Origin of the sequence: Pseudomonas cerasi (assembly GCF_027983475.1) — a bacterium.
GTDB lineage: Bacteria > Pseudomonadota > Gammaproteobacteria > Pseudomonadales > Pseudomonadaceae > Aquipseudomonas > Aquipseudomonas cerasi.
Window position 1 is genome coordinate 1,331,823 of the sequence record NZ_JAQJVM010000002.1, and the last position, 18,331, is coordinate 1,350,153.

The 18,331-nt window shown below is 60.7% G+C and carries 17 protein-coding genes; 10 read left to right on the forward strand and 7 right to left on the reverse strand.

Annotated features, from left to right (window positions below; all coding sequences use genetic code 11):
- Window positions 1-264: 264 nt before the first annotated feature.
- Complete coding sequence (locus PI739_RS15155) at window positions 265-744, forward strand: Lrp/AsnC family transcriptional regulator (protein WP_002555305.1); 480 nt, start codon at window positions 265-267, stop codon at window positions 742-744.
- Between the two features lie 13 nt (window positions 745-757).
- On the opposite strand, the gene PI739_RS15160 is transcribed toward PI739_RS15155, so the two are convergent.
- The 4 genes from PI739_RS15160 to PI739_RS15175 all read right to left on the reverse strand — a co-directional run bounded on the left by PI739_RS15160 (window position 758) and on the right by PI739_RS15175 (window position 6,752).
- On the reverse strand, window positions 758-1,390 hold the full coding sequence (locus PI739_RS15160; protein WP_054081965.1) for a pseudouridine synthase: 633 nt from the start codon (window positions 1,388-1,390) through the stop codon (window positions 758-760).
- A gap of 79 nt (window positions 1,391-1,469) precedes the next feature.
- Entirely contained in the window at window positions 1,470-2,933 is a 1,464-nt protein-coding gene (gene amn, locus PI739_RS15165) for an AMP nucleosidase (RefSeq protein WP_003368777.1), read from the reverse strand.
- Between the two features lie 52 nt (window positions 2,934-2,985).
- Window positions 2,986-4,635, reverse strand: coding sequence for an acyl-CoA dehydrogenase family protein (locus PI739_RS15170; RefSeq protein WP_054081964.1), 1,650 nt, complete (start codon window positions 4,633-4,635; stop codon window positions 2,986-2,988).
- A 122-nt stretch (window positions 4,636-4,757) separates the two neighbouring features.
- Window positions 4,758-6,752 carry a sensor histidine kinase gene (locus tag PI739_RS15175; RefSeq protein WP_046718968.1) on the reverse strand — a complete coding sequence of 665 codons (1,995 nt, stop codon included), beginning with the start codon at window positions 6,750-6,752 and terminating at the stop codon, window positions 4,758-4,760.
- A 365-nt stretch (window positions 6,753-7,117) separates the two neighbouring features.
- Here PI739_RS15175 and PI739_RS15180 point away from each other — a divergent pair, with 365 nt between their 5' ends.
- The 4 genes from PI739_RS15180 to PI739_RS15195 all read left to right on the forward strand — a co-directional run bounded on the left by PI739_RS15180 (window position 7,118) and on the right by PI739_RS15195 (window position 10,941).
- Entirely contained in the window at window positions 7,118-7,915 is a 798-nt protein-coding gene (locus PI739_RS15180) for a hydroxymethylpyrimidine/phosphomethylpyrimidine kinase (protein WP_044309529.1), read from the forward strand.
- 23 nt (window positions 7,916-7,938) lie between these two features.
- Window positions 7,939-8,556: a thiamine phosphate synthase gene (gene thiE / locus PI739_RS15185; protein ID WP_003368782.1), complete on the forward strand. Its 618-nt coding sequence runs from the start codon at window positions 7,939-7,941 to the stop codon at window positions 8,554-8,556.
- Between the two features lie 256 nt (window positions 8,557-8,812).
- Window positions 8,813-10,096 carry a glutamate-1-semialdehyde 2,1-aminomutase gene (gene hemL / locus PI739_RS15190; RefSeq protein WP_003368783.1) on the forward strand — a complete coding sequence of 428 codons (1,284 nt, stop codon included), beginning with the start codon at window positions 8,813-8,815 and terminating at the stop codon, window positions 10,094-10,096.
- A 296-nt stretch (window positions 10,097-10,392) separates the two neighbouring features.
- On the forward strand, window positions 10,393-10,941 hold the full coding sequence (locus tag PI739_RS15195; protein ID WP_003431680.1) for a tetratricopeptide repeat protein: 549 nt from the start codon (window positions 10,393-10,395) through the stop codon (window positions 10,939-10,941).
- Between the two features lie 42 nt (window positions 10,942-10,983).
- On the opposite strand, the gene PI739_RS15200 is transcribed toward PI739_RS15195, so the two are convergent.
- Window positions 10,984-11,313, reverse strand: coding sequence for a DUF1820 family protein (locus PI739_RS15200; RefSeq protein ID WP_003431681.1), 330 nt, complete (start codon window positions 11,311-11,313; stop codon window positions 10,984-10,986).
- A gap of 139 nt (window positions 11,314-11,452) precedes the next feature.
- Here PI739_RS15200 and miaB point away from each other — a divergent pair, with 139 nt between their 5' ends.
- The 5 genes from miaB to lnt all read left to right on the forward strand — a co-directional run bounded on the left by miaB (window position 11,453) and on the right by lnt (window position 16,870).
- Window positions 11,453-12,781 carry a tRNA (N6-isopentenyl adenosine(37)-C2)-methylthiotransferase MiaB gene (gene miaB / locus PI739_RS15205; RefSeq protein WP_003368786.1) on the forward strand — a complete coding sequence of 443 codons (1,329 nt, stop codon included), beginning with the start codon at window positions 11,453-11,455 and terminating at the stop codon, window positions 12,779-12,781.
- Window positions 12,782-12,957: 176 nt separating this feature from the next.
- Window positions 12,958-13,980 carry a PhoH family protein gene (locus PI739_RS15210; protein WP_003431685.1) on the forward strand — a complete coding sequence of 341 codons (1,023 nt, stop codon included), beginning with the start codon at window positions 12,958-12,960 and terminating at the stop codon, window positions 13,978-13,980.
- Window positions 13,973-14,473, forward strand: coding sequence for an rRNA maturation RNase YbeY (gene ybeY / locus PI739_RS15215; RefSeq protein ID WP_003368789.1), 501 nt, complete (start codon window positions 13,973-13,975; stop codon window positions 14,471-14,473). Before PI739_RS15210 ends, ybeY begins: the two co-directional genes overlap by 8 nt.
- Before the next feature lie 5 nt (window positions 14,474-14,478).
- Entirely contained in the window at window positions 14,479-15,321 is an 843-nt protein-coding gene (locus PI739_RS15220) for a CorC family transporter (protein WP_003368790.1), read from the forward strand.
- Between the two features lie 28 nt (window positions 15,322-15,349).
- Window positions 15,350-16,870 (forward strand): apolipoprotein N-acyltransferase, encoded by a 1,521-nt coding sequence (gene lnt, locus PI739_RS15225; protein ID WP_003368791.1) that lies wholly within the window; start codon window positions 15,350-15,352, stop codon window positions 16,868-16,870.
- Window positions 16,871-16,936: 66 nt separating this feature from the next.
- On the opposite strand, the gene PI739_RS15230 is transcribed toward lnt, so the two are convergent.
- The gene (locus PI739_RS15230) at window positions 16,937-17,707 is read right to left on the reverse strand and encodes a YdcF family protein (RefSeq protein WP_003368792.1); all 771 of its coding nucleotides are present in this window, start codon (window positions 17,705-17,707) and stop codon (window positions 16,937-16,939) included.
- Between the two features lie 113 nt (window positions 17,708-17,820).
- Window positions 17,821-18,162 carry a hypothetical protein gene (locus PI739_RS15235; protein ID WP_058417074.1) on the reverse strand — a complete coding sequence of 114 codons (342 nt, stop codon included), beginning with the start codon at window positions 18,160-18,162 and terminating at the stop codon, window positions 17,821-17,823.
- Window positions 18,163-18,331 lie beyond the last annotated feature (169 nt).

The following is an 18,331-nucleotide window of genomic DNA, read 5'->3' on the forward strand; positions in this document are numbered from 1 at the left end:
CGCTTTTGACGCTGGCTCACCTCATGCCGTCTTCTGGACAGTATGTAGCCCGGGGGCCTGACACACCCTGTTGGGTCGGAGGCCGCGACTGGCCTGATTCGGCGGGTCGCGCTGGACGCTGTGTCCGGGCAGTGATTCTGTTTAAAAGAATAGGCCTGAGGCTGAGGCAGAAGATTGCTAATATTGCGGATTGAAACATTACTTGCGCAATTTTTGACTTCAGATGAATAATCCAGCGCAATTGAATTGATAATGGGGTGCATCGTGAGCAAGCTCGACAGATACGACCTGAGCATTTTGGCTGAATTGCAACGGGACGCACGGATATCCAATCAGGAATTGGCCGAACGCATTGGTCTGTCGCCGTCGCCCTGCTCGCGCCGGGTCAAGCAACTGGAAGACGACGGTTACATCGTGCGCCAGGTTGCCCTGCTGGACCGCAAGAAACTGGGCCTGAACCTGACCGCCTACGTGCTGATCGGCATGGACCGGCACACACCCGAGCGCTTCGAGAACTTCGAGCAGCAGATCCGCAACCTGCCTCAGGTACTGGAATGCAGCCTGGTGACCGGCATGGACGCGGACTATCAACTGAAGGTGGTGGTGCCGGACATGGATCACTATCAGAAGCTGCTGTTGGGCCATCTGACGCGCATCGAAGGCGTGACCAGCGTCAAGTCGAGCTTTGTCCTCAATCAAGTGCTGGCCAGCACCGAAATGCCGCTGACTCACCTGCGCAACTGAGCCAGCACCGGTATCACAGTTTTGCGGCGACTTCCCTGTACTGGCCCTGATCCAGGCCCTCCAGCGTCCAGTCGCCAATCCTGACCCGCACCAGCCGCAGGGTCGGCAAGCCGACGGCAGCGGTCATACGCCGCACCTGCCGATTGCGCCCTTCCTTGATCACCAGCTCCAGCCAGCTTGTCGGCACACTCTTGCGAAAGCGCACGGGCGGGTTGCGCGGCCAGAGTTGCGGTTCATCGAGCCGCCGCGCTTCGGCGGGCAAGGTCGGCCCGTCATTGAGCTGGACACCGTCGCGTAACTGCTGCAACTGCTCATCGCTCGGCTCGCCTTCGACCTGCACCCAGTAGGTCTTGGCCAGCTTGTGCTTGGGATCGGCAATGCGCGCCTGCAACTGGCCGTCGTTGGTCAATAGCAGCAAACCTTCGCTGTCGCGATCCAGACGCCCGGCCGGATAGATGCCGGGGATCTTGATGAAGTCCTTGAGCGTGGCGCGCCCTTCCTCATCGCTGAACTGGGTCAGCACGTCGAAAGGCTTGTTGAACAGGATCAGCCTGGGCTCGGCCGGTGGCGCTTTGGCGACACGCCGGGCAGTGCCTGTCGGTGTGGGGGCAGGACGGCGGGAAACGGGGCGTTGGGTGCGGGACATGAGAATTCGGCAATCGGAAAACAGAAAGGGCCACTTTAGTGGCCCTTGGTGCAAATACCAATCTATTAACGGCAAGCCATCAACGGAATGGCGGCTCGTCGAAGCTGCGCAGTTTGCGTGAGTGCAGCGAGTTCACCTCGGTACGCAGCAGGTCCAGCGCAGCGATGCCGATTTTCAGGTGCTGACTGACAGCACGCTCATAGAACGCATTCGCCGAACCCGGCAGCTTGATTTCGCTGTGCAGCGGCTTGTCGGATACACACAGCAACGTGCCGTAAGGCACACGCAGGCGATATCCCTGAGCAGCGATGGTGCCGCTTTCCATGTCGACCGCCACTGCGCGCGACAGGTTGATCAGCGGACGTTCCTGAGCCCAGCGCAGTTCCCAGTTACGGTCGTCATAGGTCAACACCGTGCCGGTGCGCAGGCGCTTCTTGAGCTCTTCGCCGCGCTCGCCGGTAATCTGCGCAGCCGACTCCTGCAAGGCCAGTTGCACTTCGGCAAGCGCCGGAATCGGGATATGGGGCGGCAGTACGCGGTCGAGAATCCCGTCGCGACGCATGTAGGCGTGAGCCAACACGTAATCGCCGATGGTCTGCGACTGACGCAGGCCGCCGCAGTGACCGATCATCAGCCAGCAATGCGGACGCAGCACCGCGAGGTGATCGGTGATGTTCTTGGCGTTGGACGGGCCGACGCCGATGTTGACCAGCGTCACGCCATGACCGTCTTCGGCGATCAGGTGGTAGGCCGGCATCTGATAGCGGTGCCAGACCACGCTGGCGACGATGGCCTGGGCTTCTTCCTGGCCCATGCTCTTGTCGACCACCACGTTACCCGGCAGGACCATGCGCACGAAACGCGGGTCTTCGCGGAGCTTTTCCAGGCCGTGCAGAATGAACTGGTCGACATAGCGATGGTAGTTGGTCAGCAGGATCCACGGCTGCACATGGCGCCAGTCGCTGCCGGTGTAATGCACCAGACGGCGTAGCGAAAAATCCACCCGCGCAGCGTCGAACAGCGCCAGTGGCAGCGGATCGACGTTGGCCCAGTCGTAGAGGCCGTCGGCAATGCCGTCGGTGGCAGCCGACAGGTCGGTGCTCGGGAACACTCGTGCCAGCGCCGCCGCGGTGACGCCCGTGCCGGCCAGCTCATCGCCCTGCTCGACCACGTAAGGATAAGGAATGCTCTGCTCGCTCATACCGACTTCGACCGTCACGGTGAAATCGTTCATCAGCGGGACAAGTTGTTCGAGCAGGTACTTTTTGAAGGCCTTGGGCTGCGTGACGGTGACGCTGTAAGTGCCCGGCAGTTGCACCTTGGCGTAGGCGCGCGTAGTGACCGGCACTTCGCCCTGGCATTTGTAGACCAGGCGCAGTTCCGGGTAGCTGAATTGCGCTCGCTCTTCGGCAGTGGGTTCAACGCGGTCTTTCAGGTAGCGCTTGAGCGCCTGACTCAGCGCACTGGTGGCGCGTTCATGCAGCTCGGCGAGCCGTTCTACAGCCTGCTCGGCGGTGTCGACAACAACAAAGGCTTGGGTCACGATTCATGTCCTGTCTGATCTTGCAGACGTGCATCGTAACGGGTTCGCGTGCTCATGCCACCTGCGGCGAGGCCCTTTGCAGCAATGTTTCTACGTCAACACCCTTGGGCAAAGCGCCATACACCCGCCCGCCAGACACCAGTCGACCGGCAATGAAGCCGTCACTGACCGCCGCGTTACCCGCTTCCAGCAACAACTTGCCCTGCAAAGCGATGGCGATGTCTTCGGTCAGTTGGCGGGCGCGGTACTGAATGTCGCCGGTGTCCTGAAACGCCGCCTTGAGCTTGCCGATATGTGCCGCCAGCTGCCGGTCGCCATGTCCGTCGCCCAGTTCGTCGAACAGCGCATCGAGTGCGCCGGGCTCCTTGGACAGGGTTCGCAGCACGTCCAGGCATTGCACGTTGCCGGAGCCTTCCCATGTCGAGTTGACCGGCGCTTCGCGGTACAAGCGGGGCAGAATGCTGTCCTCGACATAACCGGCGCCGCCCAGGCACTCGGCGGCTTCGTTGATCATGGCCGGGGCGCGTTTGCAGATCCAGTATTTGCCCACTGCCGTGACCAGACGCACAAAACGCTTTTCGTGGTCATCATCCAGGTGATCAAGCGCGCGCCCCATCCGCAGGGTCAGGGCCAGCGCGGCCTCGCTTTCCAGTGCCAGATCAGCCAGCACGTTCTGCATCAACGGCTGCTCGGCGAGCAACCGGCCACTGATCGTACGGTGCGCGCAATGGTGAGTCGCCTGAGTCAGCGCCTGACGCATCAGGGCACTGGAGCCAATCATGCAGTCGAAACGGGTCATGGCGACCATTTCGATGATGGTCGGGACGCCGCGCCCTTCTTCGCCGATCATCCATGCCAGCGCGCCACGAAACTCGACTTCGCTGGAGGCGTTGGACCAATTGCCGAGCTTGTTTTTCAGGCGCTGAATGTAAAACTCGTTACGCGTGTCGTCCGGCCTATGGCGCGGCAGCAGAAAACAGCTGAGGCCCTTGTCGGTCTGCGCCAGGGTCAGGAATGCATCGCACATCGGTGCCGAGCAGAACCATTTGTGCCCGACCAGCTCGTAGGCCTGGCCGGGGCCGCCTGCTCCCACCGGGAACGCACGCGTGGTGTTGGCGCGCACGTCGGTGCCGCCCTGCTTCTCGGTCATGGCCATGCCGATGGTCGCGCCACGCTTGTGCGCAATGCCCACGTTGCGTGGATCGTACTCAGTCGACTGCACCTTGGGCAGCCAGATTTCAGCCAGATCCGGTTGCAGCCTGAGCGCAGGAACGCTGGCGAAGGTCATGGTCAGCGGACAGCCGCTGCCAGGGTCTGCCTGGGTATGCAAATAACTCATGGCCGCACGCGCCACGTGAGCGCCGGGCTGCGGATCGGTCCATGGCAACGACGGGATGCCATGCTCGATGGCCGTGCTCATCAACTGGTGATACGCCGGGTGGAACTCGACCAGGTCGATGCGGTGCCCGTAACGGTCATGGCTGGCAAACTCAGGCTTGTGCTGGTTGGCCAGAAAGCCCGCCGCCATCAGCGGGCCACCTGCCAGCGCACCGTAGGCATCGATACGCGACTGCGCCCAGCCCGCCCCGAATCGCCTGCTCCATTCCTGAAGTGGCACGTCGATACGGTAAAGGTTTGCCCCGTCCAGCGGCGGCGGTTGATTGGTGACTTCGTGGGTTTCGGCGAATTGATTCAGGTTCATGAGTCATCTCCTGCCTGAGTACACACACAACATGCACACAGTGAATCACGCACCCGGCCCTCGCAAAAGTGCCGTAGCCGCCTAACCGTCGGCGCTTTCAGCTGATGACGCTATAAGGCCGCTTATATACCCCATTGAGCCTTGAGTTCAGGCGCCCTGCGCACCGCGCCCGGCACGACCATCAGCATCGGCACGCTCAGCGTGAAACAGCTGCCCTTGCCGGGCTCGGAACGATGACTCAGTTCGCCGCCCTGCAACTCGACCAGTTTCCGGCAGATCGCCAGTCCGATGCCCAGCCCGCCGTATTCGCGGGTCATGGAGCCATCGACCTGAAAGAAATGCTGATACAGCCGGGCTTCGTCCAGGCGGCTGAAGCCGATACCGCTGTCCATCACTTCGACCCGCAGGTACAGGCGCTCCAGGTCTTGCGGATGGCCACTGAAACGTACCTGCACCGCGCCCTTCCGGGTGAATTTGATCGCGTTGTCCACCAGACACTCGATGCACTGGTAAAGCTTGCTCGCGTCGCCACGAAGGCTCGGCGGCAGTTTATCGTCCAGATCGAGCGTCAATATCAGGCCCTTGGACTGAGCCGCGCCGCTGAAACGCTCCTCTAACCTGTCAGCCAGATCCTCGGGGGAAAACGCCTCGCAGTCGGCGTACAGCACACCGGCCTGCAGCTCGGTGAGGGTCAGGATACCGTTGATCATGCTCATCATGTCGCGTGCCGAACTGGCGGCGGTTTGCTGATACATCTCGACTTCGTCGTCCATGTCCAGCGTCTGCATGACCTCCAACGATCCGATCACCCCGTTCATCGGCGTTCGCAGCTCATGGGTGAGCGTGGCAAGGAACTCGTCCTTCAGCCGGTTGCTGTTGGCCAGTTGCTGGTTGAGGCGCTCCAGATCCTGACCGGCGGCCAGCAAGGTTTGCGCCTGCTGCCTGCGGGCGTGGTTGATACGGTCGGCCAGCGCCATCGACAGGAAGGCCATTTCCAGCACCGTGCCGATGTGCGAGGCGTACATGGTCAGGAAGGTATTGGGCAGATAGCCAAGCAGCATCAAGCCGAAGATCAGTCCGCTGACCATGAATACCGACCAGGCAAGTACGAAGTAGCGCCCGACCCGTTCGCCTTTGATGACCGCAACGATACCCGCCAGGTAGATCGTCAGAGAGCCCGCCATGACCAGCTGAGTGGCACCGCGCAGAGCCGGCCCGTAGCTGAGGAACAAGGCCATGAACATGACCAGTACGGCAGCGCCGATAACCGCCAGCAGCAGCCGGTCCAGCCAGCGGCTCAATTGTGCGGTGCCCAGAAAGCTACGCGAAAACTGGCATGCGAATAACGTCGCCAGCGACATCAGGAAGGGGGTCGACGCATTCGCCCACCAGGGGCTGTCAGGCCACAGGTATTCGATGGCGACGCCGTTGATCGACATCTGATAAAGCCCGAAAGAGGCGACATACAGCAGGTAGTACAGGTAATCCACCTCACGAACGCTGAGGTAGATGAACAGGTTGTAGACCAGCATGCCCAGCAGCACGCCGTAGATCAGACCGAAGACGTAAACCTTGGTGGGCTGAGCGTCCAGATACGCGTGGGTAGACCAGAGGTTGAGCGGTGCCTGAACAGAGCCTTCGCTGCGAATACGCATGTACAGGGTTCGCGCCTGGCCCGGCGGCAGGTCCAGCTGGAAGAGGTAGTTGTTCTGGGCGAACTGGCGGCTGGAGAACGGCAGCATGTCTCCGGTCTGCCAGACCCGCCCGGGATTCCCGTCGGCATCCGGGACATAGAAATCAATGTGGTCCATTGGCGGATAGGCCAGTTCCAGCAACCAGTCGTTATGGATGCTGGCGTCCGTCGGGCGATAGGTCAGCTCGACCTTCAGCCAGAAGGCGGAACGCGAATAACCGGCGTTGAAGGTCCCGGAAGGCACGGACTGAAAGGCACCGGCGTGAGCGGCGGCGCTGACGCTTTCGATGGTCGCCTCGCCGGTCGGGTCTTCGAATACCTGAATGGCACGGCCCAACGGCAGAAAACGAGTGTTTTCATCAAACTCGACTGCATGACTCTGCAACGGCAGCCAAAGAGCCAGAATGATCAACAGATAGCGCATTGAAGCCCCAAGGTAGGTCGTCGCGTTCAATCCATCCATTGATTACGACGTCCCGCAAATTTCTATCCTTGAAACAGGCTAATGATTCAAACAGACCGTTGAACGTGCACATGTACCGGCAGACATCAGTAAAGACCCGAACCGTCACTTGTCAGCCTTGCCACTCAAGCATAGCCGCTAATAGCTTAAAGACAGTATCGCGATCAAAATCAAGGCAATAGCTCTATATCGGTGACCGCAAGGCAAACATGAGTACTTTTTAAGGTTTTGTCGAGCCTGCCGTTGTCACCGATCGGGCTCGATCCGCAAGAAAAAACCGGCACCCCGAGCGGCCCGCGAAAGGTTTAGTGATAAGCTCGCGCACCATGAATATCTATAGCTCCCGCCCCGTAGTCCTTTGCCTGTCCGGTCACGACCCTAGTGGCGGCGCCGGTATGCAGGCCGATATAGAAGCCCTGCTCGCCCAAGGCTGCCATGCCGCTCCGGTGATTACCGCGCTCACCGTGCAAGACACGGTGAACGTCAGTGATTTCCGCGTGCTGGATCGCGAATGGGTGATGGCGCAAGCCAATGCAGTCCTCAACGATTCGAGCGTAGCAGCCGTCAAGCTGGGCATGCTGGGGTCACTGGAAATGGTCGATACGGTAGTCGAACTGCTTTTGGCCCACCCGCATTTGCCCATGGTCTGTGATCCGGTGCTACGCGCTGGCGGCGGCGGCAGACTGGGCAAGGACGAGGTCGGCTACGCCATGCGTGAACGCCTGTTGCCCCTGTCGACCATCGCCACCCCGAACCTTCCGGAAGCCCGCATCCTTGCCGAGCTTCCCGAAGGGACTGCGGACGAGTGCGCCGACAGACTACTGCCGTTTTGTGAATATCTGTTGATCACAGGCGGACATGGTGACGAGCAGCAAATCCATAACCGTCTGTACCTGCGTGACGGCCGGACCCACACTTTCGTCTGCGAGCGTTTGCCCGGCAGCTACCACGGCTCTGGCTGTACCCTGGCCAGCGCACTGGCCGGGCGCATCGCACAGGGTGAAGAGCTGGTCAGCGCGGTGAAGTCGGCACTCGACTACACCTGGCGGACCCTGAGGGATGCCGAACAGTTGGGCCGGGGGCAATTCGTGCCACGTCGGCTGCCGCTGGATTTTTGCTCGTAACACATCGCCATGAGGGTCGATTCATGAAACTGCGTGGCCTGTATGCCATTACCGACAGCCAGTTGCTGTCCGGAAAATTTCTGTCGTATGTCGAAGCTGCGCTGGACGGCGGCGTGACGCTGCTGCAATACCGCGACAAGAACAGTGACGAGTCCCGGCGTCTGCGCGAAGCGACCGAACTGCTCAAGCTCTGCGAGCGCTACAAGACCCGGCTGATCATCAACGATGACGCTGAGCTGGCTGCGCGGCTGGGGGTGGGCGTGCATCTGGGACAGTCCGACGGCTCGCTGCCCGATGCCCGCGCCCTGCTCGGACACAAGGCGATCGTCGGTGCCACCTGTCATGGCCGCGTGGAGCTGGCCGAGCAAGCCAAGGCTGACGGCGCGACGTACGTGGCATTTGGCAGGTTCTTCAACTCCCTGACCAAGCCTGGCGCCCCCGCTGTACCGCTGGACCTGATCGCTCAGGTGCGTGCCAGGGTCCACCTGCCGATCGCGGTGATTGGCGGCATAACCCTGGAGAACGCACCGCAACTGGTTGAACACGGGGCCGACCTGCTCGCCGTGGTGCACGGCTTGTTCGGCGCTGAAAACACTCAGGAAGTGACGCGCCGGGCAAAAGCTTTCACGGCGTTGTTGTAGAGCGGAATGGTCGTGGGCCAGAAACGGGCGACGCTTCGTTTTCTCGCGAAGGCGATGGTTCAGAATGCTCTGTTTTTGGGGCCTGCACTGCCCCCTTCGCGAGCCAGTACGTGGATCCTCCTTCATTTGATATAGTGCGTGTTCCTGCGCCTTCTCTGGCTCATGCCACCCAATAAAGCAGCCCACCCTGAAGCTGCCCGCCTCGGCTGACCCCAGCGTAGACACGAATTCCCCGTTTCAAAGCAGAGACCCGATCATGTCCCGTTCCGAAACACTGTTCGCCAACGCCCAAAAACACATCCCCGGCGGCGTCAATTCGCCGGTTCGCGCCTTCAAGAGCGTGGGTGGTACGCCACTGTTCTTCAAGCACGCTGCGGGCGCCTACGTGACTGACGAAGACGACAAGCGTTATGTGGATTACGTCGGCTCCTGGGGCCCGATGATTCTTGGCCATAGCCACCCCGACGTGCTCGACGCCGTGCGCAGCCAGCTGGAACACGGCCTGTCCTACGGCGCACCGACGGCCATGGAAACCGAAATGGCCGACCTGGTCTGCGAACTGGTGCCATCCATGGAAATGGTTCGCATGGTCAGCTCGGGCACTGAAGCGACCATGAGTGCAATCCGTCTGGCCCGTGGCTTCACCGGCCGCGACAGCATCCTCAAGTTCGAAGGTTGCTACCACGGTCACTCCGACAGCCTGCTGGTCAAGGCCGGCTCCGGTGCGCTGACCCTCGGCGTGCCCAGCTCGCCTGGCGTACCTGCTGCTTTCGCCAAACACACCCTGACCGTGCCCTTCAACAACCTCGACGCCGTGCGTGACCTGCTGGCCGAAGTGGGTCAGGAAGTGGCGTGCATCATCGTTGAACCCGTGGCTGGCAACATGAACTGTGTGCCGCCTGCGCCTGGCTACCTGCAAGGGCTGCGCGACCTGTGCGACGAGCACGGCGTGGTGCTGATTTTCGATGAAGTGATGACCGGTTTCCGCGTTGCCCTCGGTGGCGCACAGGCTTACTACGGCGTGACGCCCGACCTGAGCACTTTTGGCAAAATCATCGGCGGCGGCATGCCGGTCGGCTGCTTTGGCGGCAAACGCGAAATCATGTCGCACATCGCACCGCTCGGCCCGGTCTATCAGGCCGGCACCCTGTCGGGCAACCCGCTGGCGATGGCGGCCGGCCTGACCACCCTGCGTCTGATCAGCCGTCCGGGCTTTCACGATGAACTGAGCGACTACACCCGCCGCCTGCTCGAAGGCCTGCAACAGCGCGCCGATGCCGCAGGTATCCCGTTCGTGACGACCCAGGCCGGCGGCATGTTCGGCCTGTATTTCAGCGAAGCCGACCAAATCGTGACGTTCGAAGACGTGATGACCAGTGACTCCGAGCGCTTCAAGCGCTTCTTCCACCTGATGCTGGAAGGCGGTGTTTACCTCGCGCCGAGCGCTTTCGAAGCGGGTTTCACTTCCATCGCCCATGGTGATGCCGAGCTGAAACTGACACTGGATGCCGCAGAAAAGGCATTCGCTGCGCTGAAATAAGCTCGTCAGGCATCACTCGCGCAGGGTGTCAGTGAACCGGCGCGAGTGATGACTGCGAATGAAACTGAACGTTAAGTACGTATTTTGCTTCTACAATGCAATGCGAACGCTGCACAGACACGCTGACAACAACCCTCTTTCAGGTAATCCGCCCGTAAAAAAGGATGTTTTCAGGCCGTGCAGCAGAAAATCCGTAAAGACTTTGTAAGGTTGGCTCTGCTTATTTCATAATGCGCAGCCAGCACGTTTAGCTGGTCGGGCATGCCCGCACCTTTTTCAGAGGTAAGTCGACTCCCATGAACCGCACCGGCCGCACCCTTGTATTGGGCTGCCTGTTGCTTGTCTATCCTCTGCTGGCAACTGCCGGCGGCAACTCGTTGTTAGTCCCGGCGATGGGTCGTTGCACCCTCAATACCCAGCCAGAGAACCTGCCTGCAGCGCTCGAAGCCTGCCAGCAGGCCGCCAAGGGTGGGGACGCGCAGGCGCAGTACGAGTTGGGTGAGTTCTATTACGAGGGCAGAAATGCACCTCGCGATTTGTCGCAGGCGCTGAATTATTTCGAGCAGGCTTCGCTGCAGGGCCATGCCCAGGCGCAGTATCAACTGGGCTTGATGTTCAGCCGTGGTGAAGGTGTGCAGGCCAACAACATTCAGGCCTACATCGTGCTGAAGATGGCCGCGGTCAACGGTTCGGAAGACGCGCTGGACGCTGCCGACGAAGTCTCGGCGAAGATGCAGCGTGACGAGCTCGAAGTCGCCACTCAGGTACTCGGGCAGATTTTCCGCAAATACCTGCTTGAACTGCAGACCGCCGAAGGTCGCAGTCCTTTTTCTCCGTTGCCCTGATCAGGAATCCTTCAGGGCAATCGCGATTCACACCTGCAACGCTTACTTTTCCGGCATCGGCATGGGGAACGGCATCACATTGCTGCTGCTGCCGCGCGCTTCGCTGATCTTCGGCGTGCCCATGCGTTCGACTTCATCGATGCGCACAATCGAATGCATCGGCACGAAACTGCGCACCACACCTTCGAACTGGGCCTTGAGCTTCTCTTCGCTCGGGTCAACCACAACGGTCGTGCGCTCGCCGAAGACGAATTCTTCAACTTCCAGAAAGCCCCACAGATCACTTTGGTAGATCTGCTTGGCGTACATCTCGAACACCTGTCCCTGGTTGAGGAAAATCACCTTGTAGATTGGAGCTTCGCGTTTGGTCATAACGGGCGGGTAACGATCGGAGATGAAAAAGGGGCACGGACTATAGCATGTCCGCCCGCCTCGTCGGACAGCCGACGCTAGGAACCCGAGCCCTTCATCCTTATAATGCGCGGTTCACTGACACGGTTGATCATCACGCATGGCCAAAAAGCTTTATATCGAAACCCACGGTTGCCAGATGAACGAGTACGACAGCTCGCGCATGGTCGACCTGCTGGGCGAACATCAGGCCCTGGAAGTCACCGCTCGCGCGGAAGACGCCGACGTGATCCTGCTCAATACCTGCTCGATTCGTGAACGCGCCCAGGACCGGGTGTATTCCCAGCTCGGCCGCTGGCGTGAGCTGAAACTGGCCAATCCGGAAATGGTTATCGCTGTCGGCGGCTGCGTGGCTAGCCAGGAAGGTGCAGCCATTCGTGACCGCGCGCCCTATGTGGACGTGGTGTTCGGCCCGCAGACCCTGCACCGCCTGCCGGAAATGATCGACGCCGCACGCGTGACCCGCTTGCCGCAGGTCGATGTCTCGTTCCCGGAAATCGAAAAATTCGACCACTTGCCCGAGCCGCGCGTCGATGGCCCGAGCGCTTATGTGTCGGTGATGGAAGGCTGCAGCAAATACTGCACGTTCTGCGTGGTGCCCTACACCCGTGGCGAGGAAGTCAGCCGCCCGTTCGACGATGTGCTGAGCGAAGTCATCCACCTGGCCGAAAACGGCGTGCGTGAAGTCACCCTGCTGGGGCAGAACGTCAACGGTTATCGCGGCACCACCCACGACGGCCGCGTTGCTGACCTGGCGGACCTGATTCGCGTGGTCGCCGCCGTCGATGGCATCGACCGAATTCGCTACACCACCTCGCACCCGCTGGAGTTTTCCGACAGCCTGATCCAGGCCCACGCGGAAGTGCCGGAGCTGGTCAAACACCTGCATTTGCCTGTGCAGTCGGGCTCCGACCGCATCCTGGCGGCGATGAAGCGCAACCACACCACGCTGGAATACAAGTCGCGTTTGCGCAAGCTCAGGGCCGCAGTGCCGGGCATCAGTATCAGTTCCGACTTCATCGTCGGCTTCCCCGGCGAGACCGAAAAGGATTTCGACAACACCATGAAGCTGATCGAGGACGTGGGTTTCGACTTCTCGTTCTCGTTCGTCTACAGCCCGCGCCCGGGCACGCCCGCCGCGGACCTCAAGGACGATACGCCCGAAGCCCTGAAGAAAGAGCGCCTGGCCGCCCTGCAACATCGTCTGAACCAGCAGGGTTTCGAGATCAGCCGACAGATGGTGGGCAGCATCCAGCGCATTCTGGTGACCGACTACTCGAAGAAAGACCCAGGCGAACTGCAGGGCCGCACCGAGAACAACCGGATCGTCAATTTTCGCTGTGACAACCCCAAATTGATCGGGCAGTTTGCCGATGTACACATCGATGATGCGCAGCCTCACTCGTTGCGCGGCTCGCTGCTACAGTAAAGCTTGAGTGTCGCCGCAGAAACGAATCGCCGAATGAATTCGTTTCTGCGCGGTCCCTACCATTGAGCACGGTGAATCCCTGGCGCGGCCTTTAACAAGGCAACGCTTTCGCACAATCAGCGCTAGGGGTATTCTTCAATACATCTCAATTGCCGCCGGACGGCCATTAAACGACCTTGAACGCACCCATAGAACCTCATCGCTTCACCCTCGAGCCTTTCGAGGCCCATCGTTTCGCCAACTTGTGCGGGCAACTCGACGAGCACTTGCGCCTGATCGAGCAACGCCTGGACATCGAGATCCGCAATCGCGGCAATCAATTCGAGCTAATTGGCGACGCCAAACAAAATCATTCCGCCGAGAACCTTCTGCGCCGTCTGTACCGTGAAACCAAAGGTACCGAACTGACGCCGGACATGGTCCACCTGTTCCTTCAGGAATCGGGTGTGGACGGCCTCGACAATCACCCTGCCGCCGAAGTCGGCGTCTCGCTGCGCACCAAAAAGGGCATGATTCGCCCGCGCGGCCTGAACCAGCAGCGTTACGTCAAGGAAGTCCTCAGCAACGACATCAACTTCGGCATCGGCCCGGCGGGTACCGGCAAGACCTACCTGGCGGTGGCCTGCGCGGTGGATGCACTGGAGCGCGAGCAGATCCGACGCATCCTGCTGGTGCGCCCGGCGGTCGAGGCTGGCGAGAAGCTGGGGTTCCTGCCCGGCGATCTGGCACAGAAGATCGACCCGTACCTGCGCCCGCTGTACGACGCGCTGTACGAGATGCTCGGTTTCGAATACGTCGCCAAGCTGATCGAGAAGCAGGTCATTGAAGTGGCACCGCTGGCTTACATGCGCGGACGCACCCTTAATAACAGCTTCATCATTCTCGACGAAAGTCAGAACACCACCGTCGAGCAGATGAAGATGTTCCTGACCCGTATCGGCTTCGGCTCCACGGCCGTGATCACCGGCGACATCACCCAGGTCGACCTGCCGAAGGGCACTCGCTCCGGGCTGACGCACGTCATCGATGTGCTCAAGGACGTGCCGGGCATCAGCTTCACGCATTTCAAACCCAAGGATGTGGTTCGCCACCCGCTGGTTCAGCGCATCGTCGAAGCCTACGAGCGTTTCGACGACCGCCTCAGCGATGGTCCGTCGGGCAACAACAGTTACCCACGGGACAACCACCGCGATGCTTGAGCTGGACCTGCAGATTGCAAGCGAGACAAGCGCCCCTGACGAAGCCCGATTCCGCCTCTGGTGTGAAATGGGCCTGCGTCAGCGCAGTGCCGATTCCGAGCTGACCATCCGCCTGGTTGACGAAACCGAAGGGCGTGAGCTCAATCACACCTGGCGACACAAAAATTACGCAACAAACGTGCTTTCATTCCCGGCAGACGTTCCAGACGACATGCTGGACATCCCGTTGCTGGGTGATCTGGTTATCTGCGTTCCGGTCGTCAACCGTGAAGCCGTTGAACAGGGCAAGTCCGTCGACGCGCACTGGGCGCACATGGTCATTCATGGCTGCCTTCATCTGCTGGGTTACGACCACATCGATGATGAAGAAGCCGAAGAAATGGAAGCACTGGAACGAACGTTGCTTGAGGAGCTGGGCTATCCCGATCCCTACGCCGACGACGAAAGTGCCGACCATCCACATTCAGACACACCAAGCAAGGACCACGAGTAAGGGCTATGAGCGAAGACCGATCGAGCAACGGGCAAAAGTCATGGTTGGGTAAACTGACCCAGGCCTTTGTCCATGAGCCGAAAAACCGCCAGGAGCTGCTTGAGCTGCTGCGCGAAGCCCACCAGAACAAACTGCTGGACAGCGAAGCGCTGGCCATCGTCGAGGGCGCCATTCAAGTGGCTGACCTGCAAGTGCGCGACATCATGGTGCCGCGCTCGCAGATGATCAGCATCAAGGCGACCCAGACACCCCGGGAATTTCTGCCTGCGGTCATCGATGCTGCGCACTCGCGCTATCCGGTGATCGGCGAAAGCCACGATGATGTGCTCGGTGTGCTGCTGGCCAAGGATCTGCTGCCGCTGATCCTCAAGGCCGACGGTGACAGCGATGACGTCAAGAAGCTGCTGCGTCCGGCCACTTTCGTGCCCGAATCCAAGCGTCTCAACGTGCTGTTGCGCGAATTTCGCGCCAATCACAACCACATGGCCATCGTCATTGACGAATACGGCGGCGTGGCGGGTCTGGTAACCATCGAAGACGTACTGGAACAGATCGTCGGCGATATCGAAGACGAGCATGACGTCGAGGAAGACAGCTACATCAAACCGCTTCCCAGCGGCGACTTCCTGGTCAAGGCCCTTACGCCGGTCGAGAATTTCAACGAATTCTTCGACAGCACGTTCTCGGACGACGAGTTCGATACTGTGGGCGGTCTGGTGATGAATGCCTTTGGCCATCTGCCCAAGCGCAACGAAATCACTGAAATCGGTGCCTATCGTTTCCGCATCCTGAGCGCTGACAGCCGTCGCATTCATTTGCTGCGCGTGACGCCCATTTCACGTCCGTAAACACTTGATGCTGCTTTAAGGAATCTACATGCGCTGGATAACCCGCCCCGGCTGGCCCGGTAACCTGCTGGCCCTGGCGGCTGGCGGGCTCACGACCCTGGCCCTGGCGCCCTTTGACCTCTGGCCTCTGGTACTGGTCGCAGTGGCGATGTTCTATCTGGGCCTGCGCGACCTGAACCCGCGCCAGGCACTGGCCCGTGGCTGGTGCTATGGCTTCGGTCTGTACGGCGCCGGCACCAGCTGGATCTACGTCAGCATTCACACCTACGGCGGCGCTTCCGTGCTATTGGCTGGGTTGTTGATGCTGTTGTTCATCGCCGCCATTGCCCTGTTCTTCGCCCTTCCCGCCTGGGTCTGGGCGCGCTGGCTGCGTCGCAATGAAGCACCGCTGGCCGATGCGCTGGCCTTCGCAGCGCTATGGCTATGGCAGGAAGCGTTTCGCGGCTGGTTTCTCACTGGTTTCCCGTGGCTCTACTCCGGCTACAGTCAGCTCGACGGCCCACTGGCCGGGCTTGCCCCCGTCGGCGGCGTATGGCTGATTTCGTTCTCGCTGGCGCTGACTGCTGCACTGTTGTGCAACCTGCACCGCCTGCGTGCACGCAAATCGTTTCTGGCCATGGGCGTGGTGCTGTTGCTGGCCCCGTGGGTGACAGGCCTGGCCCTCAAGGGTCACGCCTGGACATCGCCGTCCGGCGCGCCACTGAAAGTTGCGGCGATGCAGGGCAACGTCGAACAAAGCATGAAGTGGGACCCGCAAAAGCTTAACGATCAGCTGGCGCTGTACCGCGACATGACCTTCCGCTCGCAGCAGGCAGACCTGATCGTCTGGCCGGAAACCGCCGTGCCGGTGCTCAAGGAAAGCGCAGAAGGCTATCTGTCGATGATGGGCAAGTTCGCTTCGGACCGCGGCGCTGCGCTGATCACCGGCGTACCGGTGCGTGAACCGACCGGGCGCGGTGAGTATCGTTATTACAACGGCATCACGGTCACGGGCCAGGGTGACGGCACCTACTACAAGCAGAAGCTGGTGCCGTTCGGTGAGTACGTGCCGCTGCAGGACCTGCTGCGCGGGCTGATTTCCTTCTTCGACCTGCCAATGTCGGACTTCGCGCGCGGGCCGAACGATCAGGCGTTATTGCAGGCCAAGGGTTATCACATCGCGCCGTTCATCTGCTACGAAGTGGTCTATCCAGAGTTCGCCGCAGGCCTGTCGGCGCAAAGCGACCTGCTGCTGACGGTCAGCAACGACACCTGGTTCGGCACCTCGATCGGCCCTCTGCAACACTTGCAGATGGCCCAGATGCGCGCCCTTGAAGCAGGCCGCTGGATGATCCGGGCAACCAACAATGGCGTGACCGCGCTGATCGACCCGTTTGGCAAGATCACCGAGCAGATTCCGCAGTTCGAACGCGGCGTGCTGTACGGCGAAGTGGTGCCCATGCATGAACTCACGCCTTATCTGCACTGGCGCTCGTGGCCGCTGGCGATTGTCTGCCTGCTGCTGTTTGGCTGGGCGTTGATGGCGGCACGGATTTCCAAGACCGTCTGACTGCACCAAGCCGGTTTCATCTGCCTGCAGGTGGAATCGGCTTCAGATGGCCATTGCTTCAAATGATCATTGCCCCTTCCGATAGATCCACGGATAAACCAGCAAGCCTGCGGCTTCATTGAGCAGCATCCCGCTCTGCGTGAACACGCGACTTTCAGGCAGCCAGCCGCCAAAAGGCCGAGCGTTGTCGACACCCAGATAGCCGACCGGCGCACTCACCACAGTAAAGCCCGCCTGCTCGAAGCTCCAGCGTGCCCGCGGCATGTGCCAGGCCTGAGTCACCAGCACCACGCGCTTGATGCCTTGCGGCTGCAGAACTGCGGCGCTCATGGTCGCGTTTTCCCACGTGGTGCGACTCAGCCCCTCCTGCCAGCGCACCGTCACAGCAAAATCGTCCTGCAGTGACTGCGCCATGATCGCCGCCTCGCTGGGCGGCTGGTCAAAATGCAGGCCGCCGGAGGTCAATATCGGCAGTCCGGATTCTTTCGCCAATCGAGCCGCCAGACGCAGGCGCTCCAGTCCAAGACCGGTGGGCGTGTCTGCACCCCAGGTCGGCGAATTGCGCTCGCGCCCATTGCCCAGCACCACAATGGCGTCGGCCTGCTGCGCCAGCGTCGCCCATTGCTGTTGCGGCAAGGGCGGGATCTGCTCAAGTTTACGCGCTGCGAACTCTACGGCGACCGGCAGGCTCATCAGCCACAATCCGCCGAGGCCGACCGCAAAGGATACCGTCGCCAGTCGTGGCCGGGAGCGACGCAGCCACCAGCCAAGAATCAGCAGGACAAACAGAATACCGGGCGGCAAAAGAAGGGTTTTGAGCAGGTAGCGCAAGGGCATCGGGACATCTCCATGAGTGCCCGCAGCCTAGAATGTTTACAGACACGCGACAATGCCAGAAGCAGGAAGCCCGAAATGGCCAGGCCCTTGGCCCGCGTGCAGGCAGGCAATGCCTAAGTGTTACGGCCCAGCCGCACTGACGCCCTGGCTCGTCGCCGATCTTTCAGCCACACGATGGTGGCTGACGCACGGGGCGACCTGCCATGCTCCGCAGCCGCCAGAGCGCTGCCCGCAGGCATGTCGACGACAACTGCGCCTGCGTCCCCGTTGCCCTTTTCGAGATAGGCTTCGATCAACCGGAACTCGGCATGGCTCAACCCCTTGAGCTCAAGCTCGGCAGGCGACTCGTTTCGGAGCCGGACCGAGGTACTCGCCGTCTCGAGTGCCAGTCCGAGACGATCGATCAGACGCTCATACAGCCTGGTCAGGCTTGCAACATGCTGCAACTCTGTCATCCACTCACCTCATCGAAGATAATCATCACCCTCGCGTTTGAGCTTAGCGCTGCTGCAAGAACCGGTAGGGGACTACGACCAACGGCCAGATGAGGTTGCCGGCCGGGCGTTGAGCCCGCAAGGGACGCAATCAGGGTTTCCCTCGATAGACGGCCCTCATGTATGCTAC